The sequence below is a fragment of the Nonomuraea mesophila genome, assembly GCF_004352805.1.
Classification (GTDB): Bacteria; Actinomycetota; Actinomycetes; order Streptosporangiales; family Streptosporangiaceae; genus Nonomuraea; species Nonomuraea longispora.
The window spans coordinates 17,927-44,184 of record NZ_SMLD01000067.1; the positions used below are offsets into that span (position 1 = coordinate 17,927).

Genomic DNA, 26,258 nt, shown 5'->3' on the forward strand with positions numbered 1-26,258 from the left:
TCTCGGACGTTGTCAGAACGTGAGTGACTTGAAGGCCTGGACCTGCTCGGTGATGGCGCGCTCGGTGGGCAGGCGCTCGACGGACGAGGCGCCGAAGAAGCCGACCACGCCCTTCGTGCGCGACAACACGTACGCGGCGTCATCCGGCTCGGCGATCGGCCCGCCGTGGCAGAGCACGAGCACGTCGGGCCGGACGGCGACGGCCGCGTCGCGCATGGCCTGCACCCGCTCGGCGGCCTCGTCGAGGGTGAGCGCGGTGCCGGCGCCGATGCTGCCCTTGGTGGTCAGCCCCACGTGCGGCACGAGCACGTCGGCGCCCGCCTCGGCCATGGCCCGCGCCTGGGCCTCGTCGAAGACGTAGGGGGCGGTGACGAGGTCGCGCTCGCGGGCCTGCCGCACCATCTGCACCTCCAGGTCGTAGCCCATGCCGGTCTCCTCCAGGTTCTGGCGGAAGGTGCCGTCGTACAGGCCCACGGTCGGGAAGTTCTGCACGCCGGCGAACCCCATCGCCTTGAGCTGGTCGAGGAAGAGCGGCATGACGCGGAACGGGTCGGTGCCGCACACCCCGGCGAGCACCGGCGTGTCCCGCACGACGGGCAGCACCTCTGAGGCCATCTCGACGACGATCTGGTTGGCGTCGCCGTACGGCAGCAGGCCGGCCAGCGAGCCGCGCCCGGCCATGCGGTAGCGGCCCGAGTTGTAGATGATGATCAGGTCGACGCCACCGGCCTCGGCGCACTTGGCCGACAGGCCGGTGCCGGCTCCCGCGCCGACGACGGGCCGCCCGTCCGCGACCGTGCCGCGGAGCCTGTCGAGGACGTCCTGCCTGTTCACGTGACACCTCCAGTGATCATGTGGTGCAGCCGCTCCGCCATGGCGCGGCCGAAGGCGGGGTCGTTGATGTGCAGATCGAGCTCCTCGACGGGGACGCCGGAGCCGCGCAGCCCTTCGGCCATGGCCTCGAAGCAGGCCTCGTCGGCCTTCGGGTCGGCGAAGGCACCACCGGGCGCGTCGAGGGCGGACACGCCCCTGCGGGGCACGAACAGCACGGCCGGCCCGCTCGCGTCGCGCAGCTTGGCGGCCACCCGGCGGCCCAGCTCGCCCATCTCGCCCGCCGTGGTGCGCATCAGCGTCACGGTGGGGTTGTGCACGTACAGCAGGCGGTCGCCGAACTCGGCGGGCACGCTGTCACGGGGACCGAAGTTGACCATGTCGAGCGCGCCGGGCGCGACCACCTGCGGCACGCCGTGCGCGCCGGCGGCGGTGAGCCGGTCGGGCCCCGCTGACAGGACGCCGCCCACGAGGTCGTCGGCCAGCTCTGTGGTGGTCAGGTCGAGCACGCCTGCCAGCATCCGGCTCGCCGCGAGCCCTTCGAGCGCGCGCCCGCCCGCGCCGGTCGCGTGGAAGACCAGCACCTCGTAGCCGAGCTCGGCGAGCCGCTCGCGCGCGGCGTCGACGGCCGGGGTGGTCACGCCGAACATCGACGCGCCGATCAGCGGCCGGTCGGAGCCGCCCGAGGTCAGCTCGGCCTTGGCGAGCTGGTGCGAACGGGCCATGCCCGCCGCCGCGGCGGCGGCGTTGCCGAGGATCGCGCGGGAGAGCCGGTTGATGCCGGCGATGTCGACCACGCTGTACATCATGGTGACGTCCTTCGCCCCGACGTACGGCGAGACGTCCCCGGCCGCCATCGTCGACACGATCAGCTTGGGCAGCCCGATGGGCAGGTCGCGCACGGCCCGCGCGGCGATCGAGGAGCCACCGCTGCCGCCCAGCGCCAGGACGGCGTCGGCGCGGCCGTCGGCGTGCAGCCCGGCGAGGATCTCCGCGGCGCCCTCCCCCATGGTGGTCACGGCGGCACCCCGGTCGCCGGCGGCGCGCAACGCCCGCAGGTCGCCTCCTCCCGCCTCGGCGACCTGCTCGTTGGAGACGTCGGCGAGCAGCGTCTGGCCGGGAACGCCGACGCCGACGTCCATCACCACCACGTCGCTGCCCAGCTCCACGAGCCGGTTGCGCAGCCACGCGTACTCCTCGCCCTTGGTGTCGAGTGTGCCGATCAGCACGACGGACGGCATGTCCTGCCACACCCCTCTGTTCGGAGACCCCCTGGATGTTGCCCGGTCCGGCGGCCTTCCACGCCTGGCCCCTGGGCATCCTCGGGAGGGGCTGGTCGGCGGGCCGATCCGGGCGGAGGCTGTTCCCATGGGTGACGCACTGCTCTCGTACGCCTCGGGCATGTCTCCGTCGCGCTGCTGGGCGAGACGATCGGGGAGAACCTCGAACGCGCGGTGTCCCGCTTCGGCGGGCACGAGGCGATGGTGGACGTGGCGGCCGGGCGCCGCTGGACCTACGCGGAGCTCGACGCCGCCGTGAACGAGGCTGACGGCCGAGCGGCTCAGGGACTTCTGCGCGGGCCGGCTCGCCCACTACAAGATCCCCCGCTATGTCCACGTGGTGGACTCCTTCCCGATGACGGTCACGGGCAAGATCCGCAAGGTGGAGATGCGCGAGCGCGCGGCCACCCTGCTCGGCCTGCCCCCGAGCCGGTAGCAGGCGCCCTCCCGATAACCGGTTGCCCGCTCCGTGCGGGTTCGGGCTATCTTGTCGAGATCGCCCCGGACCCGCAGGAGCATTCATGGCCTACGAGCGGGCGGCCGGCCATGCCGCCGTCTTCAAGCACTTCGCCGTCGACGAGGCGGACAGGCCGGAGCAGTCCTGCTATCAGTACGCTCCCGTCTTCCCCGTCCGGCTGGGCGACGGCAAGGCCGTGATCAAGCGGACCACCGGCCCCGCGTCGGCCGCGGCCGCGATCGCCCGATGGGTGGCGGCGCTGGCCGGGCAGGGCGTCGGCGTGGTCACCCCGCTTCCCCTGCCGATGGACAACCCGGCCCAGGTCGGCGACCGGTTCTGGGTGGCCTATTCGTGGGTCGGCGGGCGCCCGTACACCGGCTCCGCGCACGACGTCGCCGCCGCGGGCGACCTCCTGGGCCGCATCCACGCCGCCCGGCCGGCCGCGGACGGCCATGAGGACGGCATGCCGGAGTTCGGCTGGCCCGACCATGACGCGGCCTCGGTCGAGGAGGACGTCACCGGGCTGCGGCAGGTGCTGGGCAAGCACGCGCCCGACCTGCTCGACGAGGTGATGGCGCGCATGGAGCCGTGGCTGGAGTCGTTCATGGCGCGTACGCTGCCGCCGGTGCGGGACGGCGGGCTTCCGCGGGCCGCGGTGTCGATGGACTTCAAGGCGAACAACCTGGTGTACGCCGAAGACGCACCCGTACTGGTCGACCCCGACAACGCCGAGTACGCGCCGCGCGTGCTCGACCTGGCGCTGGCCGCGCTGCTGTTCCACAACGAGACGGCCACCGGGCCGCCCCGGCTCTTCACGACCGGTGAGTGGACGGCCTTCTCCTCGGCCTACCGGCGGCACGTCCGGCTCACCGAGGCCGAACTGGCCGTGTGGCCGGTCGCCGTGCGCTACATGCTCCTGGAATGGGGGGTGTGGACGCTCATCGACGCCGCCGAGTGGAACGACTGGGACGACCCTCGCACACGCGCTTTCCTGCGCGATCTCGCCACGGTGGACGTCGACCGCTTCCCGCTGCGCTGACCGTCCTGGACCGGTGAAAGGTCACCGGAGGGCGACGTCGCACAGGGCACGGGCACGTTCCTCCCCGAGCCGGAAGCCGGTCTCCCGGTGCACGGCGAGGGCCTGCTCCGCGCACCGTGCCGACCGTGCCGGGTCGCCGAGGGCCCGGTGGATCTCGGCCATGGTGGTGAGCGCGTTGCCTTCCTGGATGCGGTATCCGGCATCGCGGGCCATGGCGAGGGCCCGGCCGACCTGAGGCATCGCCTCGTCCATGGAGCCGAGGCCGAGGTTGGCTTGCCCGAGACCGAGCAGCGCTTTGACGATGACGAAGTTCATGCCGGCGTCGCGCGCCTGGTCCAGCACGGCGGCATGGACCTGGGCGGCCTCGGCGTACTCGCCGGCGGCGGTGTGCACCGAGCCGAGGATGGCGGTGACCAGGCACAGCCCGAATCCGTTCCTGGCCTCCCTGGCCAGGCGCTCGGCCCGTCGCGCGTGGTCGAGCGCCTGGTCGAGGCGGCCCGCGTCGCGGTGGATCTGCGCCAGGACGCCGAGGCTCTTGGGCACCTCCATGGTGCGGCCGCTCGCGCGGTTGTCGGCGAGCCCCTGCCCTGCGAGGTGGAGCGCCTCGTCGAGGCGCCCGAGCAGCCGGCGGACGCTCGCCAGGTTGGTGACCTCGATGCCGCCCAGCCTCTCGCCGACCGCCTCGCACAACATCCCGGCGTCGCGGATGTGCTTCTCCGCCTCGTCGAGCGCGCCGAGCTGCAGGCAGACCACGCCGAGGTTGCCGGCGATGACCGCCTGGCTCCTGAGCTGCCCGGCGGAGCGGTAGATGTCATGGGAGGAGCGCAAGCTCTCCCTCGCCTCCCGCAACGCCCCCCGTTCCACCAGGACCACGGCCAGGTTGTTGCGCGCCGCGGCCGCGCCCTGCGGCCAGCCGGCCCGCCGGGCCAGCGCGGCGGCCGCCTCGAAGGCCGCCGCGGCGTCGGCGTAGCGGGCACGCAGGCGACTGTTCATGGCCAGGCTGAGCTGAGCCGTCACCTGGCCCAGCGGCTCGTCCTCCGCGACGGCGGCCCGCATCGCGGCTTCGGCCAGCGCCTCCGCGTCGGTGGGTTCGGCGCCGAAGACGAAGTACGGGCGCAGGATCTCGGCGATCTGCCAGGCGAACCGGCGGGGCCCCTCGACCGCGGCGTGCGCCGCCACGGCCACGAGGTTGGCACGCTCGGCGTCCAGCCAGGCCAGCGCGTCGGTGGGGCTCGCAGGCGCGGGAACGGCCACGGCGGGCGGGTTCACCCGCTCGGGACCGGACGCCCCAGGCGGGTTCACCGGTTCGGGGACGGGAGCCGGTGGCGGGGGTGAGATGGTGGGGACCCAGGTGCGCGACGGGTAGGCGACGCGGGCGACCTGCGTCGCCGCCGAGACGTACCAGGCGCCGAGCCGCTCGATCGCCGCGAGCCGGTCGGCCGGCGCGTCGTCCTGCTCGGCCTGGCTTGCGGCATGCCGGCGCATGAGGTCGTGAAAGGCGTAGCGGCGCGGCCGGGGCTCGTCGATGAGGTGCGCGGCGGCGAGCCGGTCGAGCAGCCGGGCGGCCTGTACGGTGCCGGAGCCGGCCAGGGCCGCCGCCGCCTCGGCGGTGATGTCGGGGCCGGGCGCCAGCCCGAGCAGGCGGAAGAGCCGCTGGGCGTCGGGGGTGAGCCGCGCGTACGACAGGCCGAAGGCGGCGCGCACCGCCGACTCACCGTCGATCTCCAGGGTGTCCAGCCGGTCGGCTGCCAGCGCCGCCGCGTAGCCGGCGATCGACAGGTGCGGGTTGACGGCGATGTTGGCGGCCGCCACCCCAAGGGCCAGCGGAAGATGGGCGCACAGCCGTACGAGCTCCGCCGCGGCCTGCGGCTCGTTGGCCACCCGGTCATGGCCGATCGCCGAGGCCAGCAGGGCCAGCGCGTCGGCGTGGCCGAGCACGTGGAGCCTGAGCTGCCGGGCGCCGTGGCTGGCGATGAGCTTGGCCAGCCGGCTGCGGCTCGTGACCAGTGCCAGGCAGCCGGGCGCGGCCGGCAGCAGGGGGCGTACCTGCTCCGCGGTCAGGGCGTTGTCGAGCAGCACGAGCACGCGCCTGCCCGCCAGGCACGAGCGGTACAGTCCCGCGGCGGCCTCCTCGTCCTGCGGGATCTGCTCGGCCGGCACCCCCAGCGAGCCGAGCATCCGCGTGAGCGCCTCGACCGGCTTCATCGCCGGGCCCGGCGAGTGGCCGCGCAGGTTGACGTAGAGCTGCCCGTCGGGGAACGCGGTGGCGTTGCGGTGGGCGAAGTGCACGGCGAGGGTGGTCTTGCCCACGCCCGCGGTGCCGGCGATGGCCACGACCTGGGGCGCCGTCTTCGCCGTCAGGAACTCCGCCAGCGCGGCGAGCTCGCCGTCGCGGCCCACGAACCCGTTCGTGCCGGCGGGCAGCTCCGCGGGCACCAGCATTGCCCGCGCGCCCGGCTGCCGTGCGGGACGCGAGGGCGGGCGGAGCAGCTCGGGGTCGTCGGCCAGGATCGCCGCCTCCAGCCGGCGCAGCTCCGGGCCCGGTTCGAGTCCGAGCTCGTCGACGAGCAGCCGGCGGCCCGTGCGGTAGACCTCCAGCGCGCCGGCTCGCCGTCCCGACCGGTACAGCGCCAGCATGAGCAGGCCGCGCAGGCGCTCGCGCAGCGGATGCTCGGCCAGCAGCGCCTGGAGCTCGGCCGCCAGCTCGCTGTGCCGGCCCAGCCGCAGCTCCAGCTCTGCCCGTTCCTCGGCGACGGCCAGCCGCATCTCCTCCCACCGGGCCGCGGCGGCGCGGACGTCCTCGGTCTCCAGGTCGGTCAGGACCGGGCCGCGCCACAGGGCCAGCGCCTGGCCGAACAGCGTGCTCGCCTCCGCCTCCCGGCCTTCCTCGGCGGCGCGCCGCCCCTCCGTGATCTTGCTCTCCGCGACCGCCGCGTCGGTCGCGGGGGCGCGCAGGCGATAGCCCGAACCCTCCGTCGCGATGATGCCGGGGTCAGCGCCGGCCTCCCGCAGCCCTCGGCGCAGCACGGCCACGGCGATCATCACCTGGTTGCGCACCGACGCCGGCGGGTCGTCGCCCCACGCCGTGGCGAGCCGGTCGATGCTCAGGGCCTGCCCGTCGGCCACGAGGAGCATCGCCAGCACGGCCCTGGCGCGTGGCCCCCGCAGTCGCACCGGCCTCCCGCCGGCCAGGGCCTCGAGAGGACCCAGAAGCCTGAAAGTCACCTCATGCCCTGACATCTCAGACATGCTATCGCCGGGTGCGGGGAGGGCAGGGGGCGTCAGGCGGGTCGGCGCCCTGACCTGCGGTGTTCCCGTCGCGCCTGGAACGGGTAAGAGCAAGGCGGGCTCGCACATCACCGTGAACGGCGTCATCGGGGGAAGTCGCAATGGACGGTGTCTACGGGCAGCGGGTGAGTGGTCTGACCTTCGAGGTGCTGGAACCGGCGCCCGTGGGGGTCGCGGTGACCCGTGGTCCCGACCACCGGCTGCTGTACACCAACAAGACGTACCGGTCGTTGTTCGGCGAGCGGCCGATCGGGTCGCCGCTGAGGGACGCCTTCCCCCGCGTGGCCCAGGAGGACTACGCCCGCGTCTTCGACCAGGTGCTGCGCACGGGGGGGCCGGTCGTCCGCACCGACGCCCCCGGAGGCGAGGCCCCGGAGGAGCACCAGCGGTTCTTCACCTTCAGCCTCTCACGCATCGCCTTCGAGGACGGCACGTACGGCGTCCTCGCGGTCTTCCTGGACGTCACCGACCAGGTCACCGTGGCGCAGCGGCTGCGGACGGTGGCCGACGAGCGCCGCCGCATCCTGCGCCGCTACCAGAGCCTGGTCCGGGTGAGCGCCCAGATCGTCTGGGTGGCCGACCCCGGCGGCCTGGTGATCGAGCCGAGCCCGGGATGGGAGCGGGTGACCGGCCAGTCGTGGGACGACTTCCGCGACGACGGCTGGATGAACGCCGTGCACCCGGACGACCGGGCCTCCACGCAGTCGTCGTGGAACCGCGCGGTCAAGGAGGTCTCCGAGGTGTGGGAGCACGTCTACCGGCTCCGCACGATCGACGGCACGTACCGGCACTTCCAGGGGCGGGCCGTGCCGATCCAGGAGGACGGCCGCCTGGTGGAGTGGGTGGGCACCTGCACCGACATCGAGCAGCAGTGGCAGGAGCAGCGGCGCCAGCGGCTGCTCGACTCCGCCGCCGCGGCGACGACCGACCGGACGAACCTGGAGGGCATGCTCGGCGCGCTGGCGAACGTCATCGTGCCCGACCTGGCCGACGGGTGCAGCGTGCACCTGGTGATCGACCTGGCCGACGGGCTGGCGCGAGGGGGCGACTTCGTGGCCGAGCGCATCGCCACCGCGGCCCGTGCCGGGCTGCCCAGGCTTCCGCCGTTCAGCGAGGAACGCCTGGCCGCCGACAGCGGGTTCGCCGCCGTGGTGCGCCGGCGGCGCCCCTTCCGTACGACGTTCGCCCCCGGATCGGAGCTGGGCGATCTCGTACCCGCGGGCACGCGCACGTGGCTGGAGGCCACCAGGGCCAACAGCCTCGCCCTCCTGCCCGTCGTGATCGACGGCACGCTGGCGGCAGTGGTCACGGTGGCGGCCTGCGGTGACCGTGCGCCGATCAGCCAGAGCACTGTCACCATGCTGCGCGAGATGATCGAGCAGGCCCATGACAGCCTGAGCAGCGCGATGCGGTTCCAGCGCACGCACAAGATCGCGGTGGCGTTGCAGCACAGCCTGCTGGCGCAGCCGCCGCGGGTGCCCGGCATGCAGATCGCCGCGCGCTACCGCGCCAGCCCCGCCGCCGCCGACGTGGGCGGCGACTGGTACGACTCGTTCGTGCTGCCCGACGGCGCCACCGTGCTCGCCATCGGCGACGTCGCGGGCCACGACCTGCGCGCCGCGGTCGCCATGGGCCAGCTGCGCAACATGCTCAGAGGGCTGGTCGTGGACCGGCAGGAGCCTCCGGGGGAGATCCTCTCCCGGCTCAACATCGCGATGAAGACCCTCTACTGCGAGGAGACCGCGACCTGTGTGCTGGCCAGGGTCGAGAAGGGCGAGGGCGGTCACCGGCTGAACTACGCGGTGGCCGGTCATCCGCCGCCCCTCCTGATCACCGGGGACGGGCGGGGCCGTTACCTCGAGGACGGCGCCAACCCGCTGCTCGGCATCCCGTACGAGTCACGGTGCGTGTCCGCGCGGGTGCCGCTGCCCCCGCTGTGCACGCTGCTGCTCTACACCGACGGGCTCGTGGAACGGCACGACGAGCACCTCGACGAGGGCCTGGAACGGCTGCGCAGGCACGCGTGCACGCTCGCCCGCGCGCCTCTCGACCGGTTCTGTGACGAGTTGCTCAGCGCCCTGCCGCTGTCGGCCGACGACGACGTGGCCATGATCGCGCTGCGCCTGCCCGAGCCGCCCGGCCGGCACGAGGCGAACGACCGGAGTCCGGTCGAGAACCGTTGAAGTGGTTCTCCACGCGCGCGGCCGTCCTCCATGGGGGCGTAACAGATCGTCCGTCACGCGGTATGGCGGCGATTCGGGCAGGAGGGCCGGGGTAGCGAACGCTGGTCAGGCAGGTGGCGGGCCACGCTTCGTCCAGGGGGCGTGGCCGGTCGATGCCCGCTGGAAGACGGAGATCATACATGACCACCTTCAAGCCCCGGGACGAGCCGCTCTCCTCGCCGCCGGAGCCGTCACGGGTCCGCCGTAAGGGCCGGCTCATCGCGGTCTGGCTGTCCTCGACCGATCACAAGGTGATCGGCTACATGTACCTGATCGCGTCGTTCACCTTCTTCCTCCTGGCCGGTCTCATGGCGCTGGTCATCCGGGGGGAGCTGGCCCAGCCCGGGCTGCAGCTGGTCAATCCGCAGCAGTACAACCAGCTGTTCACCATGCACGGCGCGATCATGATGCTGCTGTTCGCCACGCCGTTGTTCGCCGGATTCGCCAACGTGATCATGCCGCTGCAGATCGGCGCGCCGGACGTCGCCTTTCCTCGCCTGAACGCGGTCAGCTTCTGGTTGTTCCTGTTCGGCGGGCTGATCGTGATGAGCGGGTTCTTCACCGCCGACGGGGCGGCCGACTTCGGCTGGACGGCGTACACGCCGCTGGCGGACATGGTCTACAGCCCCATCACGGGCGGTGACCTGTGGATCACGGGGCTCGTGATGGCCGGTCTCGGGACCATCCTGGGCGCGGTGAACTTCTTCACCACCATCGTGTGCATGCGCGCCCCCGGCATGACCATGTTCCGCATGCCGATCTTCACCTGGAACGTGCTGCTGACCAGCATGCTCGTGCTGATGGCGTTCCCCGTGCTGGCCGCCGCGCTGCTGGCCCTGGAGGCGGACCGCAAGCTGGGCACGCAGGTCTACCTGCCGGAGAACGGCGGGCCGCTGCTGTGGCAGCACCTGTTCTGGTTCTTCGGCCATCCCGAGGTCTACATCATCGCGCTGCCGTTCTTCGGCATCATCACCGAGGTCATCCCGGTCTTCAGCCGCAAGCCGATCTTCGGCTACATCGGGCTCGTGGGCGCGACCATCGCCATCTCCGGGCTGTCGATGACGGTCTGGGCGCACCACATGTTCGCGACCGGGCAGGTGCTGCTGCCGTTCTTCTCGTTCATGACGTTCCTCATCGCGGTGCCGACGGGCGTGAAGTTCTTCAACTGGATCGGCACGATGTGGCGCGGGCACCTGAGCTTCGAGGCGCCGATGTTGTTCTCGGTCGGGTTTCTGGTGACGTTCCTGCTGGGAGGGCTGACCGGGGTCATCCTGGGCTCGCCGCCGCTCGACTTCCAGACGCACGACTCGTACTTCGTCGTCGCGCACTTCCACTACGTCGTGTTCGGCACCGTCGTGTTCGCCATGTTCGCCGGGTTCTACTTCTGGTGGCCGAAGATGACCGGCAAGATGCTCGACAACCGGCTCGGCGTCTGGCACTTCTGGACGTTGTTCATCGGCTTCCACACGACGTTCCTCGTCCAGCACTGGCTGGGCATGGCCGGGATGCCCCGGCGCTACGCCGACTACAGCGCCATCGACCACTTCACCGGCCTGCACCTGGTCTCCTCGGTCGGCGCCTTCATCCTCGGCCTGTCGACGCTGCCGTTCCTCTACAACGTCTGGAAGACCGCGCGCAGCGGCGTGCGGGTCACCGTGGACGACCCGTGGGGCTTCTCCAACTCCCTGGAATGGGCCACCTCCTGCCCGCCGCCGCGGCACAACTTCACGTCCATGCCGCGCATCCGCTCCGAACGGCCGGCCTTCGACCTGCACTATCCGCACATGTGGCACCCTCAGCACGACGCGGAGATCGAGCAGGCGAAACGCGACACCTGAGCCACGCGCTAGCCGCGGACGGCCGCGTCGAGGAAGAGCTCCAGGTGCGAGGCGGCCCGCCGCCTGCCCTCGTCATGCAGGTCGTCGGGGCCGTGCAGGTAGGTGAGCCGGATGAACACCAGCGGTGACAGCAGTTGCCAGGCCAGTTCGCGGCCGTCCAGCTCGCCTGCGAGCAACCGCGCCCGCACGCGCGGCGAGAGCAGGCCGCGCCCGGCCCACCGGGAGAAGATGGGCCCGAGCGTCCGCGTGCCCTGCGAGATCATCTCGTTGACGACGCCGGGGTTGTCGGCGATCTCCTCACGCAGCAGCAGCCGGCTGAACTTGCGCGCCGCCGGCTCCTCGAAGAACTCGATCATGCGGGCGACGCAGCCGCGCAGGAACCTCTCGGGGTCGTCCGGCGTCGCCTGAGGATCGGGGAACAGCTCCGCGATCACCTGCCCCACCGCGCCGGGGCCGGCCGAGGCCAGCAGCTCGTCGTAGATCGCGCGTTTGCCGGCGAAGTGGCCGTAGAGGCCGGCGTCGCTGAGCCCGGCGGCTCTGGCGATCATGCGGACGGACGTGGCGGCGTAACCCTTCTCGACGAACAGGTCGAGGGCGGCCGCCAGCAGCACGGCCCGCGTGTCCTTGGCGTCTTCCTTGCGCGGCCGTCCCACCCGGCGCGGCCTGCCCGTCGTCGTGCCCACACCGACCGATGGTAGGCGGTCCCTCAGGTCCATGCTTGCATATTAATCGATCGCTTGCTTAATATCGAGGAACCGGCCGCCGGCACGCGGCGGCCCACGAGGACAGGAGTTCCGTTCATGTCCGAGCTCTCCGACCACCTGCTCGACCGCGAGATCAGAGAACGCCCACCGGAGTACTACGGCCCCAACCTCAGCCCGGTCGGCCTGGAACTGCGGGCGCAGGAGCTCGGCCAGGGCGTCCACGCGCTCATGGCCAACGTCCCGCCCAAGGACAACAACGGCGTCGTCTCCGGCACGAAGGCGTCACTGATCATCGACTCCGGTGTGACCCCGGCCGTCGGCGCGCAGGTGCAGCGCGTGGCCGGAGAGGTGACCAGCCGGCCGCTGCGCTACCTGGCCAACACGACCTACCACGGCGACCACACGTTCGGGAACATCGCCTTCCCCGACGACGTGACCGTGATCACCTCGCGGGAGAACCGCGACAACATGAACGACCTGGCGTACGAGAAGGAGATGCGCGCAGGCAACATGTACGGCGCCGAGGCCGAGTTCGACGCCTTCACCACCTGGCGGCTGCCGGACGTGGTCTTCGACACCCGGGCCGAGATCGACTTGGGTGGCACCACCGTGGAGCTGCACCGCTTCGGCCCGGGCAACGGCCCAGGCGACACCATCGTCTACGTCCCGTCGGCGCGCACCGCCTGGACGGGCAACTTCCTGTGCCCGGCCGGGTCGGCGCACATGATGCTGCAGGGCGGCCCGGTGCCGTACCTCCACGGGCTCCGCGCGATGAAGGCGGGCCTGCCCGAGCTGGAGACCATCGTCCCCGGCCACGGTCCGATGGGCGACGGGCCGCAGGCCATCGACGCGCTGATCGCCTACCTCGAACGGCTCCAGGAGGAGGTGAGCACGGCCTACCGGGCGGGCGTCCCGATCGACGAGGTCTACGACCGGTGCACCGACCCGTGGGCCGGTGGGCTGGACCCGGAGTTCGCGGCCAGGCTGGACGTCTACACCAGCCCTTCGGCGCCCACGAAGGCGGACTATCTCGGCCTGTGCCGCCAGCTTCACCGCATCTGCGTGCTGACGACCTATCGCATCTGCGAGAAGGTCTCCTGACAGCGGCACACCCGCGGGCCGGGGCCGGTCGCGCCGGTCCCGGCCCGGGTGCGGAGGGGGCTCAGCGACGCCCGGCTTCGGGAAGCTCGAACCAGACGGCCTCCCCGCCGGCCGTCCGGACGACACCCCAGCAGCAGGCCAGGCGGTCGAGGAGGTCCCGCGTCCGGCCGTCCGGACGAGGGCACTGCTCGACCTCGCACCTGCACCACCCGTCCTCGGCGGACAGGCTGACCGTGATCTTGCCTGCGGCGAGCCGCAGCGCCTGGCCGACCAGCACGCCGGCCAGCGTCTCGGCGGCCTCGGCCCGGTCCCGCAGCCCCCATGCCCGCAGCCGGGACGCGACCATCCGCCGGGCGCTCGGCACCGCGGACGGCGTCGCCGACAACTCCCAGGTCACCACCTGCTCGTCACCGCCCAGGCCGGCCCGCAGGGCGAAGCCGTCCTTCAAGGCGAGCAACCGGTTCCCCGACAGGGCTTCCAGACTCATGCGGGCGTTCTGCGGCTGCTCGGTGGCTCGCAGCATGGCCCCTCCCCTCTGGTGACACGCTGACAGCATGCCTGTCGCCCACCGAGGGACGGGACGTGAGAAACCCCTATATCGCTACCCGTATACGGGTACGTAGGTACGTCAGGCCCCCGCCGACCGCCAGATCAGCGTGTGACCGCCGCACGGCCACGGGTCAGCAGCACCCCCAGCGCGATCATGCCGACGCCCAGGACCAGGTGGAGCCAGTTGTCGGCGGTGTTGAGAGGTACGAAGTTGGCCGCGCTCTCCTGGTTGATGAGCAGGCCGTACAGCCAGAGCACCAGGTAGATGATGCCGCCGACGATCAGGTAGGCCCGCGCGCCCGACCACGACCGGGCCAGCATGACACCGGCGACACCGAAGAGCAGGTGCACGATGTTGTGCAGGATCGACACCTGGAAGATGCCGAGCAACATCGCCTCGGAGTGGTGGCTGGCGAACTGCATGGAGCCGTAGTTGGTGGTGATGCCCGGAATGAATCCAAGCACTCCGACGAGCAGGAACACCAGGCCGACGACCAGCGCGGCGACCTGCACCGGCGAGCGCGTGGCCGACTTGTGCGAAGTACTCATCGTGAGCCTCCTTGGGTTGGTCGCTTACCGCTACCCCTGCCCGGGCGGATAAGTCGCACGCGGGCCTGCGTATCGTTGGGCGACGCACGAGAGACCCACGCGACGATGGAGAGGTAATGAGCACAGGTGTGAGGCTGATCCGTGACGACCGGCTCACGCAGGACGTCGAATACGCCTACGCGGCGGCGGTGGACGCGCCGGTTCGCGCCATCTGGCTGGCGGGCGCCTGCCCGCTCGACGCCGACGGCGCGACCGTGGCGCCGGGCGACTACGCGGAGCAGGCCCATCAGGTGATGCGCAACCTCGTCTCCGCGCTCGACGCCGCGGGAGCCTCGCTGACCGACATCGTCAAGACCACGGTCTACGTCGCCTCGTCGCGCCAGGCCGACCTGGTCACGGCCTGGCAGGTCTACCGGGAGTACATGGGGGCGCACGACGTGCCCAGCACGCTGCTGGGCGTCACCGTGCTGGGCTACGACCAGCAGCTCGTCGAGGTGGAAGCCGTAGCCGTGATCGCTTAGGTCCGCCACGGGCGGGTAGCCCCCGGTCATGCGCCTCGGGAACTGGGAGGTCCGGCCCCTCGGAGGATGGGCCGGATGCCTGACCATGATTGCGATCTCCATCGTCCTGTCGATCCTTCTGACGATCGTCATCAACCTGCTCCTGTGACGGACCGGCCCGCGACCATGACTCTTCACAAAACGCCGAAACGTGCGGAGACAGGCACCCCTCGCCGCTAACGTGCACGTCCATGACGTACGGCTCCCAGCAACCACCCTTCCCCCACCCGTACCCACCGCAGCAGCATCCCGCGCCGGCGCCGCCTCCCGTGGTGATCGACGTCGGCAACGACGCCAAGGCCCCCGCGGTGATCTTCGAGGAGGGCATGCGGCGCTTCCGCCCGGCGGCCTACCTGGGGATCAAGGACGAGGGATTCATGGTCGGCCTGGTCTGACCTCCCGCGTCAGTCGTCCCAGCCGTAGTCGAAGGGGACCGAGATGTCCAGCGACTGCGTGATGGTCATGACCGGCGTGCCCTTCTTGTTGGTCACCACGATGGGAATGGGGGCCCCGCACCCCACCGTGTAGCCGACCGAGAGCGGCACCGACTGCGGCTCGTAGTCCGGCTTGCACTGGCGCTGCGCCTTGGCGAGGGCCCGCTTCGCCTCGCTCTGCAGCTTCTTGTTGCCGGGCCACAGGTGGGTCACCGCGATCTCGAACGCGTCGACGGCCAGCGCCTCGGTGTTCTTGGCCGTGGTGCCCCTGTTCTCGGCGTGCGTCGAGGCCACGACGGAGACCTCGTTCATCACGCCGTCCTCGTCACGGTCGTGGGTGCGGTAGCCGATGGACACCCGCTTCGTGTACGACTGGTCGACGGTGTTCACGGCCTGGCACTCGGCGTTGCGCACCTCGAGGCCGGAGGGGTCCTTCTCCCCCGCCTTGTAGCACCGCCACTTCATCGCCTTCTCGACGCGGGCCAGGAAGCCGGCCCCGCGCGTCGTGGGCGGGAAGCAGTAGGGGCCGCGCTCCTTTCCCTCCTCGCAGGGCACCGGCGCCTCGGCCGCCTTCGGCCGGTCCGGCGTCGCGCTGGCCGACGCGGAGGGCTGCTCCGCCTGAGCGCTCGGCCGGGTCGGCGCCACCTGCGCCACGGCGGGCTCGTCCTGCCCCCGGTTGAGGACGACCACCACCACGGCCGCCGCCGCCAGCACGGCCACGGCGGCCACGCACCCCACGACGATCCAGAGCGTGTTGCCCTGCTTCTTGCGCGGCGCCAGGTGCGGAAAGCGCGGCTCGCCCCCGCAGTGCCGCCCGTTCCACTGGTCCACCCACCATCCCGGCGCGTTCCCGTCGGCCAGGACCGGAGCTCCACAGCGCGCGCAGGGACTCGCTTGCATGGTGATGTCGGCTTCCTTCCCCCGCTCGGCAAGCCGTACGGCTTCCCGCCCGACGCTAGGCGCGCGGGCGGGAGGCCGGCTGTCCTTTCGAGGATCGTCGAAGCATGCCGCTAGGGAGCGGCCTCGTCATACTCGACCGCGTAGTCCATGTGGGAGCGGTCCTTCAGCGCGTACGCGGCCGCCACGCTGATCAGGCCGCAGATGGCCATGTAGACGGCGATGGCGAACGAGCTCTCGTAGGTGGCGTACAGCCAGACGGCGATCAGGGGCGCGGGCCCGCCCGCCGTGACCGAGGCCAGCTGGTAGCCGAGCGAGGCGCCGCTGTAGCGTAAGCGGCCCGTGAAGCTCTCGGCGATGAACGTGGCCTGCGGACCGTACTGGATGTCGTGGATGGGCGCGGCCGCCACGATGGCCAGGAACACCAGCGCCGGCACCCGGGTGTCGAGCAGCGGCCAGTAGATGAACGACCAGACCACCATGGTCGCGGCGCCGATGATGTAGAGCCGCCGGCGGCCGACCAGGTCGGAGATGTAGCCCCAGAACGGCACGGTGACCAACGAGACGACGCCCGCGACGATGACGTACAGGTAGACATCGCTCGCCTCGAAGCCGAGCGTCCTGGTGGCGTAGGTGAGGATGAAGACGGTGAAGATGTAGAACGGCGCCTGCTGGCCCGTGCGCAGCAGAGCGCTCAGCACGATCTCCCGCCAGTTCTTCACGATGACCTGGCGTACGGGGACACGCTCGACCTTGTTCTCCCGCAGGACCTTGGTGAAGACCGGCGTCTCCAGGATGCCGAGCCTGATGTAGAGGCCGACCGCGGCCATCACGATGCTGAGCAGGAACGGGATGCGCCAGCCCCAGTAGGGGTCGAGCGGCTGGAAGATCTGCAACGCGAGATAGCCGAGCACGAGCCCGACCGGGACCCCGAACTGCGGCCAGCTGCCCAGGAAGCCGCGCCGGCCGCCGCGTGTCTTGCCCCACTCCGTGGCGAGGAGCACGGACCCGCCCCACTCGCCGCCGACGCTGATGCCCTGGAGGAGGCGGAGCAGCGTCAGCAGGATGCCGCCCCAGATGCCGATCTGCGCGTAGGTCGGCACCAGGCCGACGAGGGCGGTGGCGACGCCCATGGTCATGAGCGTGATGATGAGGGTGGCCTTGCGGCCGATGCGGTCACCGTAGTGGCCGAAGATCGCCGCGCCGATCGGGCGGGCGGCGAACCCGCCGAAGTAGGTGCCGAGGGCGAGCAGGAGGCCGGTCGTCGGATCGTTCGTGGGGAAGAACAGCTCCGCGAAGATGGTGCTGGCGGCGAAGCCGTACAGGAAGAAGTCGTACCATTCGATCGAGGTGCCGACGGCGGAGGCGATCACCGCCCGGACCACCTGCCGTCGCTTCTGCTGATCCGTCGCGTCGAGTCGCTGGTCCTCTGCCATCTACCGCTCCTCCGGTAGTGCCGCGTTACCCGCGACGCTACAGGACGCGTCGCCGATGGTCATCAGGCACTTTTTCGCCGCAATCCCCGCGTACGCAGGGGTTTCCGAGCGGCGGCGGTTCGGCCGGACCGTCAGGGGTAGCGACCGGCTACGACGGAGGTGCCGAAAGGGGTGGGTGCGATGCGTCCCATCGTCTCTGCCATGGTCGCCCTGGCACTGGCGGCCGGCGGGTGCGCGAAACTGGGGATCGACACCGTGCAGTGGCATCCGCAGAACGACGGCACCAACGCCGACGGGCGCAACGGCGTGCGCCTGCGCAACGCCTTCCTCCTGGGCGGCGCGGACCCGGCCAAGCCGCCGCCGCAGTTCCCCCTGTACGGCGTGCTGCTCAACGCCGGCGACCAACCCCTGCAACTCGAACGGATCACCGTCGAAGGTGGCGGCTCCGTGCAACTGCCCGGTCCCATCAACCTGCCTCCCCAGCAGCCCGTCGGCATGGGCGAGCAGCCTCTCGCCACGGCCAGCGGCATCCGGGGCGGCGCGGTGCCGATGACGTTCACCTTCCGCGGGGCGCCTCCGATCCGGGTGACCGTGCCGGTCAAGCCGCGTACGGGCCACTTCGCCCACCTGACGCCGTCGCCCGCCGGCCCGCCGTCGCCCACGTCACCCGGCACAGCCCCGCCGAGCCCGTCACCGACGTCCACCGGCAACGGCACCGGCACCCCGGGCAGCTCCCGCGGACCAGGCATGGACAACCCCTGACCGCACCCGGCCGCAGCTCCTCGTGCCGCCCGGCGCCGGATCAGCTCGGGGAGGCTCAGGGCGGCCGGGGTGACGGCTACGAGGAAGATGCGGACGCGTCACCCGGGCGGTCGGCGGCGTAGCCGGCGAAGCCGTCGGCGAGCAGGGCGAGGCCGCGCCGGGCGGCGGTGACGGCGCGCGGCCCGAGCTCGTCGACCGGCGTGCCCTCCAGCAGGCCCGCGCGCATCATGGCCAGCGACTCCCTGTGCACGGCCATCAGCGCCTCGGCGAGCAGCCGGGGACGCAGGTCGCCGGCCCCCGCACGTTGTTCCTCAGCGATCAGCGCGCACAGGGCGTCGGCGTAGCGGGAGTGGATCCGCCGTTCCCGGGTCCGCAGCGCCGGGCTCGACGCGACGAGGGTCGCGAACATGCGCGCCCGCTCCCCCGACGCCGGGTCGATCGTGAGGCGCCGGTATCGGCCGAGCAGGAAACGTCCGGCGGCGGCGAGCGCGGGCTCGCCGGCCGGCCGGGTGCGTACGCTCTCCAGCAGCTCCGCCTCGAAGGCCCGGTCCTCGCTGTAGACGAGGTCCTCCTTGGTCTCGAAGTGGTTGAAGACCGTCTTCTCGGTCACCCCGGCCGCCTTGGCGACCTCCGCCACGGTGACCACGTCGAACCCGTGGACGGCGAACAGCCGCAGGGCCGTCTCGGCGATGCGCCGCCTGGTTTCGCGCTTCTTCAGCTCGCGGACGCCCTCGACCATCGATCGCCCCTCGGTTACAGTGACTGAAACTTACAGCCACTGTATCGAAAGGCCCGACCATGCCGGTGCTTCCCGAGCTCGTCCCGCTTCTGGCCCGGATCCAGCAGGCCCGTGAACACTTACCGGACGCCTCCACACCGGTCGCCGAACGACGCGCCGCCATCCACCGCGGCATGGACCAGCGGGCCGCCACGGTGGCGCGGCCCGCGCCGCCCGTGACGGTCGTGGACCACGAGGTCGAGGTGGACGGCGGGCGCATCACGGTGCGCTGCTACACGCCCGGGCGTCCCGGGCCGCTGCCCTGCCACGTCTACGTCCACGGGGGCGGGTGGTGGCTCGGCGAGCTGCGCCACCGCGACGCCGTCTGCGCCCGCCTGGCCGCCGACGCCGGCTGCGTGGTGGTCTCCGTCGCCCACCGGCTCGCGCCCGAGCACCGCTTTCCCGTGCCGGTCCACGACTGCCACGCCGCCGTACGGTGGGTCACCGCCCAGGCGGACCTGCTCGGCGTCGACCCCGCGCGGCTGTCGATCGGCGGCGACTCCTCCGGCGCCAACCTGGCCGCCGCCACCGCCCTCATGCTCCTCGACCAGGGCGGGCCCGCGCTGCGCGCCCAGGTGCTGGAGATCCCCGTGCTCGACCTCGCGGCGAGCAGGCAGACCCCCGACCTCGGAGCCGTCGTGCTGACGCAGGAGGAGCTCGCCGCGAACATCGAGCAGTACTGCGCTCCTGAGCACCGCCGCAACGCCTACGCCTCGCCGCTGCTGGCGGACGACCTGACGGGGCTGCCGCCCGCCCTGATCATGACCGCGGAGTACGACATCCTCCGCGGCGACGGCGACGCGTACGCGCAGGCACTGGCCAAGGCGGGGGTCGCGGCCCAGGTGACCTGCTGGCCGGGACACGTCCACGGATCGCACGAGATGACCGCGATGCTGGAGTCGGCGCGCGAGTGGCAGGCGCAGGTCGCGGCGTACCTGCGGGACCGGCTCGCCGCCTGACACCGCCGCGGCGTGCCGGGCGTTCCTCCGCCCGGCACGACCGCCTGACACCACCGCGGCGCACGCCCGTCAGCGGGTGCGGTAGAAGCGCACGTAGTCGAACTCCGCCTCCACCGCGGGCTGCGCCCCGCCGTGGGCGACCAGGCCGATGCGCGGGGAGGTGTCCTTGCCGAACGTCCACACCCCTGACCACGTCCACGTCCTGCCGTCACGGCTCGACCCGGCGCGGAACTCGTGTTCCCCGGTCTTCCTGTCCACGTGGTGGGCGAGCCGGAGCCAGGTCGTCCTGGCCGGCGGCCCGCCGATGTTCCCGCCGTACGACAGCTTGCCGGCGAAGGGCAGTTCGCGGCCGTACTCCACCTGCCGGGTGTTCCAGATGGCCACCTGCGAGAGCCGGGCGAAGTCGTCGTCGGAGGCGTAGGCGACGAGTCCGGCCTGCTGGTGGTTGCGTACGGTGTCCTCGCCGAGGTCGAGCGTCACCTTGGTCTCGACGATGTAGTCGCCGCGCGGCGGCGTGCGCAGCAGCACGCTCGCCGTGTTGCCGGTGCCCACCAGGTCGGCGTCCTGCACCGGCCAGCGCAGCGCGCCCCCGGCGACGCGGGCGGCGGGGTCCTCGCGCACCCACTCCCAGGCGCGGTCCAGGGTGGCGAACTCGTCGGCGTCGAGTTTCCTGCCGGGCTCGGGGACCGGTGCCCTGCGGGTGACCGGCTTGGCGAGCCGGGCCGCGCTGACGTTGTCGAACTCCGCCGTGCCCTTGGCGACCAGCCCGAGCGTGCCGGACAGCGGGACGCGCGCGTCCAGGCTCACGGTGGCCTGGGGGTCGCCGAGCCGGGCCGAGGTCACCTCGGCGGTGATCGTCCGGCCCTTGACCGTGACGGCCAGGTTCCGCCAGGTGGCGGCGCCTCCGGGCAGCGCTGCCGTACGGCGTTCGCCCTCCGCCGTGACGGTCAGGCCGGTGTCCGACACCACCGCGGTGGCCGCGCCGATCCGCAGCCCCGCCGCGTCGCCGGGCCGCGCGCCGGCGAGCCGGAGGTCGGTCTCGGCCCGGCGGTCCCCGCCGAGGCCCTTCCTGGACGTCAGCGTCGCCTGCGCGTCCCCGGTGTGCCGGACATGTCCGTCCTGTACGGCCCAGCCTCCGGTGTCACGCCACCCGGACAGGTCGCCGGAGAATCGTTCGTGCACGCGCCCGCTCGTCACGGGCCGCTCCGAGGAGCGTTCTGACGGTCCCGCGCCGGCGCGGACGACCGGCCAGCCGTCGATCCAGTCGAGCCGGTCGAGCAGCATGGGCCGCTCGTTGACGCCGTACGGCTCGTCCAGGAACGGGTCGTCGCGGTCGATCGCGTGGTAGAGCATCCAGTCCTGCCCGGCCAGGTCGGTGAGCTGGGAGTGGTGGCCGACGCCGATCCAGCGGTTGCCGTTCTGCGCGAGCACGGGGGTGCCCCCGGCGCGGGAGGCGAGCAGGGGCTGTCCTTCCCGGTCGGTGAACGGCCCGAGCGGGCTGGTGGCGCGCCCGGCCAGCACCGAGTAGCCGGTGGTGGGGCCGGCGCAGCAGTTCGCCGACGAGGCCAGCAGGTAGTAGTAGCCGTCGCGGCGCACGACGTACGCGCCTTCGAACTTGTTGTCCACGGCGACCTGGGTGGGCTCGCCGACGGGTTCGAGACCGTCCGCGGACAGCTCGCTCACCCACACCCCCCCGAAGAATCCGCCGAAATACAGGTATTTCTTGCCGTCCACGTCGGTGAACTGCGCGGGGTCGATCGTGTTCCAGTACGCGTCGCCGGACGGGCGGGGCGGCACCACCGGCTCCGGCGCGGGCGTCCACGGCCCCGCCGGCGTGGGCGCGGTGGCGGCCCCGATCGAGTAGTCCCACTCGTGCGGCGTGCTCGCCGAGTTGGTGACCGTGAAGTACATGACGTACCGGCCGTCGAGATAGCGCACGTCCGGCGCCCAGAGCAGGGTGTCCGGGTCCGCGTACGACGGCAGGTCGCCCTCGCCGAACGCGTCGCCCACGTACGTCCACTCGACCAGGTCGCTGGAGCGGGCGATGGGCAGGCGCCGATGTTCGCCGTCGCCCTCGCGCAGCGGGTCGGAGGTGCCGTAGGAGTACCAGTAGCCGTCGAGACCGCGGATCACCGCGGGGTCGGCGAAGGTGTCGGCGAAGTCCCGCGACACGGGATTGTCGAAGGACGGGTTGCCGATGAGCGACAGGATGAGCGTGGCAACCGCTGCGATGTGCATGTATCAGCCTTTCAGCCCACTGCGGGAGATGCCCTCGATGACGTAGCGCTGGGTCAGCGCGAACAGGATCAGCACCGGAACACTGGCCAGCACGGCGCCCGCCATGATCACCGGGTAGTCGATCGTGTAGGCGCCCTGGAGGATCGACAATCCCGGCGGGAGCGTGAAGTACTCCGGGCTGAAGATCACGAAGATCGGCCAGATGAAGTCGTTCCAGTTGGCCAGGAAGCTCAGCACCGCCAGCGTGGCCAGCGCCGGCTTCGACAGCGGCAGCGTGATCCTGGTGAAGATCTGCCAGTGGTTGGCCCCCTCGACCAGCGCGGCCTCGTCCAGCTCGCGGGGCAGGCCGAGGAAGAACTGGCGCAGGAAGAACACCCCGAACGCGCCCGCCGCGCCCGGCACGATCAACGCGGTCAGGCTGTCGAGCCAGCCCAGCTGGTCGATGATGAGGAACTGCGGGATGAGGAAGACGAACCCCGGCACCAGCAGCGTGCCCACGATGACGGCGAACATCAGCCGCTTGCCCCGGAACTCCAGCCTGGCCAGCGCGTACGCCGCCAGCGACGAGACCACCAGGACGAGCAGCATGTGCAGGGTGGCCGCGATCAGGCTGTTGGCGAACCAGCGCAGCACCGGGGTCTGCGTCGTGCCCTCGAAGATCGTGCCGTACGCCCGGGTGACCGGCTCGGTCGGGAACAATGTCGGCGGCATCCTCGTGGCCTCCGACTGGCTCTTCAGCGAGGTGCCGAGCGCCCACAGCAGCGGCGCCACGAACACCACGGCCAGCGCGGCGAGCAGCGTGTAGCGCTTCACGAGCGCCTCCTGAACAGGCGGAAGTTGAGCACGCTGACGAGGATCAGGGCGAGCGTCAGCACGTAGCTCATGGCCGCGGCGCTGCCCATCTTGTACTGGCTGAGGCCCTGGTCGAGGATGTAGAAGATCGCCGTCCTGGTCTCGCCGCCCGGCGCTCCCTGCGTCAGCAGGTACGACTGGCCGAACATGTTGGCCGAGGCCAGGATCGTCGTGGTGACCACGAACAACGCGACGGGCCGCAGACCGGGCAGCGTCACGTGGCGAAACTCGGCCCACCTGCCGGCGCCGTCCACCTTGGCCGCGTCATAGAGGTCGCGCGGGATGTCCTGGATGCCGGCGAGGTAGATCACGCCGTTGAAGCCGATCGTCCACCAGACGGTCACGCCGACCAGCGCGATCCACGCCCAGGGCAGCGACGTCGTCCAGCCGATGTCCGTACCGAGCAGCCAGTCGATCAGGCCCAGGTTCGGGTCGAGCAGCAGCCGCCACATCAGGCTGACCACGGCCACGCCGAGCACGTACGGCGCGAAGAACAGCCCGCGGAAGAACGTCCGGCCCCTGAACGGCCGGTGGAGCAGCAGCGCCATCCCGAGCGGCAGCACCACCAGGAACGGCACGCTGAACAGCGTGAAGATGCCGGTGGCCCGCATCGACATCCAGAAGTCGGCGTAGACCGCCGAGGCGGGGTCGAGCAGGGCCGTGTAGTTGTCGAGCCCGACGAACGGCCTGGCCTCCAGCAGGTAGTCCCAGTCGTGCAGGCTGATCCAGATCCCGTAGATCGCCGGAGCCAGCACGAACACGACGAAGAGCAGCAGGTAGGGGGCCAGGAAGAGGTAGGGGGTGGCCCGTCCCGACCGGGGAACGACGGCGGCCGTGCGGGACGCGGCCCCCTTCAGCGTGAGCGAGACCATCAGGCGCCGTACTTCTTCCGGTTCTGCTCGAGGACCTTGTCCGCCTTGGCCGCGGCCTCGGTGAGGGCGTCCTTGGGACTCTTCTTCAGCAGGATCGCCGCGTTGACGGCCTGGTCGACCACCGCGGAGGCGTCGCCGATGCCGGCCACGGGCGGCAGGAAGTACAGGTGGTCGATCTGGGAGCCGATCGCCGCCTGCTCCTTCAGCTCCTTGAACTCCGCGCTCTCGCGGATGGTCTTGCGGGCGGGAACCTGACCGGCCTTGGCCCACTCGATGGAGTGGCCGCTGATCCAGTTGATGAACACCTTGGCGGCGGTCAGCTTGTTCTGGTCGGGCCGGCGCTGTTTGAAGATCACGAACTGGTGCGAGCCGGCCCAGGCGGCGGGCTCCGGGCCGATCTGGGGCAGCGGCGCCACGCCCCACTCCAGGTCCTTATGCTCCTTGAGCGTGTTGATGGACCAGATGCCGTTCCAGTTGAAGGCGGCCTTGCCGTTCTGCAGGGCGATGAAGTCGGCGTCCTGGCCCACGTTCTTCGGGCTGTAGCCCTTGTTGACCAGCTCGACCAGCCAGGTCAGCGCCTGCACGCCGGGCTCCTCGGCGAAGCGGGAGGCGCCGGCGTCGTCGGCGAACAACCGGCCGCCGAACTGGTGGAGCAGGCTGCCGAACTGCATGCTCCCGGTGAAGGGGAACGGCGTGGCCCAGTGGCCCTGCACGCCGGCCTTCTTCAGTGCCTCCAGCGCGGCCAGGTATTCCTCGCCCGTCTTGGGCGGGTTGTCCGGGTCGAGCCCCGCCTTGGACAGGACGGTCCTGTTGTAGAACATGCCGAGCGGGTGCACGTCGAGCGGGATGGAGTAGCGCGCGCCCTTGTAGACGCCGGCCTGCCAGACGGGCGGCGAGAAGTCCGCCTCGGTCAGGCTGAGCGAGGTGGCCACGTCGTCGAGCGGCAGCACGACCTGCCGGGCGGCGTTGGTGGCGACGCTGTCGACGTGCATGATGCCGAGGTCGGGCCCCCGCCCGGCGGACACCGCCGCCGGCACCTTCGAGTAGTAGTCGGACCACTGATAGACGTTCATCGTGATCTTGATGTTCGGGTGGGCGCTGTTGAACTGCTCGACCAGCCGCTTCATGAACGGCCCGTCGCCGCCGGTGAACCCGTTCCAGAAGGCGAGGGACACCGCGGGCCCCGTGTAGCTGGTGGGCGCCGCCGTGGCCGGTCCGCTCGACTGCTGGGCCGCCTGCTTCGGGCCGCCGCCCCCGCCGCATCCCGCGAGCACCATCGCGCCGAGGCCGAGGCCGAGCGCGCGTCGCCGGGTCAGGCTCTCCAGGGACATGTCAATCACTCCTGCCCATGTGATGTTGCCTCGTTCTACATCGTTGGTTCTAACGTTGTAAACAGGCGCGGCGAAAGTCGTTACAGCGTTGTAAACGCCGGTCGTGCTCGTCGTCCGGCCCAGGGCGATCCCGTCAAGGGACTACGCGTCGCCGGCGGCATCCGCTCCAGCCCGATCGACGGCCCGCTGTTCAGCCCGCCCGGCGAATTGTCCAACATTCGCTGGACATTGTTCGGACATTGATGGCTTGGCACCGGCCGGGGCGGCGGGCAAAAGTGTGGAACGAAAGCACCGAATCCACAACTTGGGGGAATTTCCATGCGCTTTCGTGCCAAGGCGACGCTCGCCGCGGCATCCGTGGCGGCCACGACACTCACCTGTACGGCGACGGCCGCTCCGGCGTTCGCCACGGCGGGCCCGGCGGTCTCCACGCAGTCCCAGGCGGGGGCCCTCGACGTCGTCCGCGGCAAGACCAGGTGCTTCCGCTACTCCTACGGCGACGACGGCATCCGCAGCGTCACCGTCTACTTCCACAACCGGTGCAAGCACTCGCGGGGCATCAAGGTCCGCGTCGCGCAGGCCGTGGACGGCTGCGTGTGGGTGCGCGGAGGCGACTACGACAAGAAGAAGTTCAAGGGCCCGCACCCGACCGTGCAGACCGTCAAGGAGGTCTCGCACTGCGGCTGACATGCCGCCCCTGATCGCCTGGGCGCTCATCGCCGAGGCGCCGGGACCCCGGCCGAGCGGATTCGCGGTGGCATCCACCCGGCCGGGGCCCACTCCGCCGGGGATCGTTCCAACGAGAACGCCTTTGATAGCCTCGTTCCGTCTGGACGTGGTGCGGCTCCCCAGCCGCACGGGCGCTCGACCGAAGCAGGGGTGGGATGGCGGAGTCCTCCGGACCACAGGACGAAGGCACGGGATCCCGGCGAGGGCGCCGGGCGATCCGGCCTGACCCCGGCGCCGGTCCCGTCGCCCTGCTCGCCCACCGCCTCTGGGAGCTCAAGTCGAAGGCGGGCGACCCGTCGTTCGCCGACATGGCCACCCGCCTCGGCGCGGCGGCCTCGAAGTCGTCGCTGGCGGCCGCCGCCCGGGGCAGCACGCTGCCGAGCTGGGAGACGACGTGGGAGTTCGTCAGGGTCCTGGCGGTCGACCGGCTCGGCGGCGACCCTGAGCAGGTCAGGCGCGAGTGGCGGGGGCTCTGGGAGCAGGCGCAGGCCGGGGAGAGCGCACCGGCCGGGGTCGAGGCCCCCATGCCCGATCAGCCCGGACCACCCCACC

General features: G+C 71.4%; 23 protein-coding genes and 1 pseudogene. 11 read left to right on the forward strand and 13 right to left on the reverse strand.

All coding sequences use genetic code 11. From position 1 onward, the window contains the following. Positions 1–12 precede the first annotated feature (12 nt). On the reverse strand, positions 13–834 hold the full coding sequence (locus tag E1295_RS24350; protein WP_132632978.1) for a phosphoenolpyruvate hydrolase family protein: 822 nt from the start codon (positions 832–834) through the stop codon (positions 13–15). Next, a complete protein-coding gene (locus E1295_RS24355; RefSeq protein WP_132632980.1) occupies positions 831–2,072 on the reverse strand; it encodes a Tm-1-like ATP-binding domain-containing protein in 1,242 nt (413 codons plus the stop codon). The genes E1295_RS24350 and E1295_RS24355 overlap by 4 nt, the downstream gene beginning before the upstream one ends. Before the next feature lie 304 nt (positions 2,073–2,376). Between E1295_RS24355 and E1295_RS24360 the strand changes: the two are divergent. Then, positions 2,377–2,547: pseudogene (locus E1295_RS24360) on the forward strand (AMP-binding enzyme); the annotation flags it as partial. Positions 2,548–2,632: 85 nt separating this feature from the next. Then, positions 2,633–3,607, forward strand: coding sequence for a phosphotransferase (locus E1295_RS24365; RefSeq protein WP_132632982.1), 975 nt, complete (start codon positions 2,633–2,635; stop codon positions 3,605–3,607). Between the two features lie 21 nt (positions 3,608–3,628). Here E1295_RS24365 and E1295_RS24370 read toward each other — a convergent pair whose 3' ends face one another. Then, positions 3,629–6,781: an AfsR/SARP family transcriptional regulator gene (locus tag E1295_RS24370; RefSeq protein ID WP_166427388.1), complete on the reverse strand. Its 3,153-nt coding sequence runs from the start codon at positions 6,779–6,781 to the stop codon at positions 3,629–3,631. 215 nt (positions 6,782–6,996) lie between these two features. On the opposite strand from E1295_RS24370, the gene E1295_RS24375 reads away from it, so the two are divergent. Together E1295_RS24375 and ctaD are read left to right on the forward strand one after the other, a co-directional pair. Beyond that, positions 6,997–9,078, forward strand: coding sequence for a SpoIIE family protein phosphatase (locus E1295_RS24375; RefSeq protein ID WP_132632986.1), 2,082 nt, complete (start codon positions 6,997–6,999; stop codon positions 9,076–9,078). A 179-nt stretch (positions 9,079–9,257) separates the two neighbouring features. Next, complete coding sequence (gene ctaD / locus E1295_RS24380) at positions 9,258–10,955, forward strand: aa3-type cytochrome oxidase subunit I (protein ID WP_132632988.1); 1,698 nt, start codon at positions 9,258–9,260, stop codon at positions 10,953–10,955. An 8-nt stretch (positions 10,956–10,963) separates the two neighbouring features. On the opposite strand, the gene E1295_RS24385 is transcribed toward ctaD, so the two are convergent. After that, complete coding sequence (locus E1295_RS24385) at positions 10,964–11,638, reverse strand: TetR/AcrR family transcriptional regulator (protein WP_166427389.1); 675 nt, start codon at positions 11,636–11,638, stop codon at positions 10,964–10,966. A gap of 117 nt (positions 11,639–11,755) precedes the next feature. Here E1295_RS24385 and E1295_RS24390 point away from each other — a divergent pair, with 117 nt between their 5' ends. Further along, positions 11,756–12,760: an MBL fold metallo-hydrolase gene (locus E1295_RS24390; RefSeq protein ID WP_132632992.1), complete on the forward strand. Its 1,005-nt coding sequence runs from the start codon at positions 11,756–11,758 to the stop codon at positions 12,758–12,760. A gap of 61 nt (positions 12,761–12,821) precedes the next feature. Here E1295_RS24390 and E1295_RS24395 read toward each other — a convergent pair whose 3' ends face one another. Both E1295_RS24395 and E1295_RS24400 read right to left on the reverse strand, forming a co-directional pair. Then, entirely contained in the window at positions 12,822–13,283 is a 462-nt protein-coding gene (locus E1295_RS24395) for a hypothetical protein (protein WP_132632994.1), read from the reverse strand. A gap of 128 nt (positions 13,284–13,411) precedes the next feature. Continuing rightward, positions 13,412–13,858 (reverse strand): DUF4383 domain-containing protein, encoded by a 447-nt coding sequence (locus E1295_RS24400; protein ID WP_132632996.1) that lies wholly within the window; start codon positions 13,856–13,858, stop codon positions 13,412–13,414. A 116-nt stretch (positions 13,859–13,974) separates the two neighbouring features. Between E1295_RS24400 and E1295_RS24405 the strand changes: the two genes are divergently transcribed. Beyond that, positions 13,975–14,379: a RidA family protein gene (locus E1295_RS24405; protein ID WP_132632998.1), complete on the forward strand. Its 405-nt coding sequence runs from the start codon at positions 13,975–13,977 to the stop codon at positions 14,377–14,379. A gap of 230 nt (positions 14,380–14,609) precedes the next feature. Next, a complete protein-coding gene (locus E1295_RS24410; RefSeq protein ID WP_132633000.1) occupies positions 14,610–14,813 on the forward strand; it encodes a hypothetical protein in 204 nt (67 codons plus the stop codon). Positions 14,814–14,822: 9 nt separating this feature from the next. Here the strand turns inward: E1295_RS24410 and E1295_RS24415 are convergent, their stop codons facing one another. Beyond that, the gene (locus E1295_RS24415; protein ID WP_132633002.1) at positions 14,823–15,683 is read right to left on the reverse strand and encodes a hypothetical protein; all 861 of its coding nucleotides are present in this window, start codon (positions 15,681–15,683) and stop codon (positions 14,823–14,825) included. Positions 15,684–15,862: 179 nt separating this feature from the next. Then, positions 15,863–17,185 (reverse strand): MFS transporter, encoded by a 1,323-nt coding sequence (locus E1295_RS24420; protein WP_132633004.1) that lies wholly within the window; start codon positions 17,183–17,185, stop codon positions 15,863–15,865. 180 nt (positions 17,186–17,365) lie between these two features. Between E1295_RS24420 and E1295_RS24425 the strand changes: the two genes are divergently transcribed. After that, positions 17,366–17,947, forward strand: coding sequence for a copper chaperone PCu(A)C (locus E1295_RS24425; RefSeq protein WP_132633006.1), 582 nt, complete (start codon positions 17,366–17,368; stop codon positions 17,945–17,947). Between the two features lie 76 nt (positions 17,948–18,023). On the opposite strand, the gene E1295_RS24430 is transcribed toward E1295_RS24425, so the two are convergent. Next, entirely contained in the window at positions 18,024–18,686 is a 663-nt protein-coding gene (locus E1295_RS24430) for a TetR/AcrR family transcriptional regulator (RefSeq protein ID WP_132633008.1), read from the reverse strand. A 59-nt stretch (positions 18,687–18,745) separates the two neighbouring features. Between E1295_RS24430 and E1295_RS24435 the strand changes: the two genes are divergently transcribed. Further along, positions 18,746–19,684 carry an alpha/beta hydrolase gene (locus tag E1295_RS24435; RefSeq protein WP_132633010.1) on the forward strand — a complete coding sequence of 313 codons (939 nt, stop codon included), beginning with the start codon at positions 18,746–18,748 and terminating at the stop codon, positions 19,682–19,684. A 69-nt stretch (positions 19,685–19,753) separates the two neighbouring features. Here the strand turns inward: E1295_RS24435 and E1295_RS24440 are convergent, their stop codons facing one another. The 4 genes from E1295_RS24440 to E1295_RS24455 are packed head-to-tail and all read right to left on the reverse strand — an operon-like array spanning position 19,754 to position 24,977. After that, on the reverse strand, positions 19,754–21,922 hold the full coding sequence (locus tag E1295_RS24440) for a family 43 glycosylhydrolase (RefSeq protein ID WP_132633012.1): 2,169 nt from the start codon (positions 21,920–21,922) through the stop codon (positions 19,754–19,756). Positions 21,923–21,925: 3 nt separating this feature from the next. Beyond that, positions 21,926–22,735, reverse strand: coding sequence for a carbohydrate ABC transporter permease (locus E1295_RS24445; protein ID WP_132633014.1), 810 nt, complete (start codon positions 22,733–22,735; stop codon positions 21,926–21,928). After that, positions 22,732–23,646 (reverse strand): carbohydrate ABC transporter permease, encoded by a 915-nt coding sequence (locus tag E1295_RS24450; RefSeq protein WP_132633016.1) that lies wholly within the window; start codon positions 23,644–23,646, stop codon positions 22,732–22,734. The genes E1295_RS24445 and E1295_RS24450 overlap by 4 nt, the downstream gene beginning before the upstream one ends. Continuing rightward, positions 23,646–24,977 carry an ABC transporter substrate-binding protein gene (locus E1295_RS24455; RefSeq protein ID WP_132633018.1) on the reverse strand — a complete coding sequence of 444 codons (1,332 nt, stop codon included), beginning with the start codon at positions 24,975–24,977 and terminating at the stop codon, positions 23,646–23,648. The genes E1295_RS24450 and E1295_RS24455 overlap by 1 nt, the downstream gene beginning before the upstream one ends. A gap of 318 nt (positions 24,978–25,295) precedes the next feature. Here E1295_RS24455 and E1295_RS24460 point away from each other — a divergent pair, with 318 nt between their 5' ends. Then, the gene (locus E1295_RS24460; protein ID WP_132633020.1) at positions 25,296–25,664 is read left to right on the forward strand and encodes a hypothetical protein; all 369 of its coding nucleotides are present in this window, start codon (positions 25,296–25,298) and stop codon (positions 25,662–25,664) included. 197 nt (positions 25,665–25,861) lie between these two features. Further along, on the forward strand, positions 25,862–26,258 hold a 397-nt coding region (locus E1295_RS24465), incomplete at its 3' end, for a hypothetical protein (protein ID WP_220448863.1).

Excerpts from the sequence above, each read along its gene's own strand:
- E1295_RS24355 (WP_132632980.1), bottom strand. The coding sequence starts at position 2,072 with ATGCCGTCCGTCGTGCTGATCGGCACACTCGACACCAAGGGCGAGGAG.
- E1295_RS24365 (WP_132632982.1), top strand. The coding sequence starts at position 2,633 with ATGGCCTACGAGCGGGCGGCCGGCCATGCCGCCGTCTTCAAGCACTTC.
- E1295_RS24375 (WP_132632986.1), top strand. The coding sequence starts at position 6,997 with ATGGACGGTGTCTACGGGCAGCGGGTGAGTGGTCTGACCTTCGAGGTG.
- ctaD (WP_132632988.1), top strand. The coding sequence starts at position 9,258 with ATGACCACCTTCAAGCCCCGGGACGAGCCGCTCTCCTCGCCGCCGGAG.
- E1295_RS24390 (WP_132632992.1), top strand. The coding sequence starts at position 11,756 with ATGTCCGAGCTCTCCGACCACCTGCTCGACCGCGAGATCAGAGAACGC.
- E1295_RS24395 (WP_132632994.1), bottom strand. The coding sequence starts at position 13,283 with ATGCTGCGAGCCACCGAGCAGCCGCAGAACGCCCGCATGAGTCTGGAA.
- E1295_RS24400 (WP_132632996.1), bottom strand. The coding sequence starts at position 13,858 with ATGAGTACTTCGCACAAGTCGGCCACGCGCTCGCCGGTGCAGGTCGCC.
- E1295_RS24405 (WP_132632998.1), top strand. The coding sequence starts at position 13,975 with ATGAGCACAGGTGTGAGGCTGATCCGTGACGACCGGCTCACGCAGGAC.
- E1295_RS24410 (WP_132633000.1), top strand. The coding sequence starts at position 14,610 with ATGACGTACGGCTCCCAGCAACCACCCTTCCCCCACCCGTACCCACCG.
- E1295_RS24420 (WP_132633004.1), bottom strand. The coding sequence starts at position 17,185 with ATGGCAGAGGACCAGCGACTCGACGCGACGGATCAGCAGAAGCGACGG.
- E1295_RS24425 (WP_132633006.1), top strand. The coding sequence starts at position 17,366 with ATGCGTCCCATCGTCTCTGCCATGGTCGCCCTGGCACTGGCGGCCGGC.
- E1295_RS24430 (WP_132633008.1), bottom strand. The coding sequence starts at position 18,686 with ATGGTCGAGGGCGTCCGCGAGCTGAAGAAGCGCGAAACCAGGCGGCGC.
- E1295_RS24435 (WP_132633010.1), top strand. The coding sequence starts at position 18,746 with ATGCCGGTGCTTCCCGAGCTCGTCCCGCTTCTGGCCCGGATCCAGCAG.
- E1295_RS24440 (WP_132633012.1), bottom strand. The coding sequence starts at position 21,922 with ATGCACATCGCAGCGGTTGCCACGCTCATCCTGTCGCTCATCGGCAAC.
- E1295_RS24450 (WP_132633016.1), bottom strand. The coding sequence starts at position 23,646 with ATGGTCTCGCTCACGCTGAAGGGGGCCGCGTCCCGCACGGCCGCCGTC.
- E1295_RS24455 (WP_132633018.1), bottom strand. The coding sequence starts at position 24,977 with ATGTCCCTGGAGAGCCTGACCCGGCGACGCGCGCTCGGCCTCGGCCTC.
- E1295_RS24460 (WP_132633020.1), top strand. The coding sequence starts at position 25,296 with ATGCGCTTTCGTGCCAAGGCGACGCTCGCCGCGGCATCCGTGGCGGCC.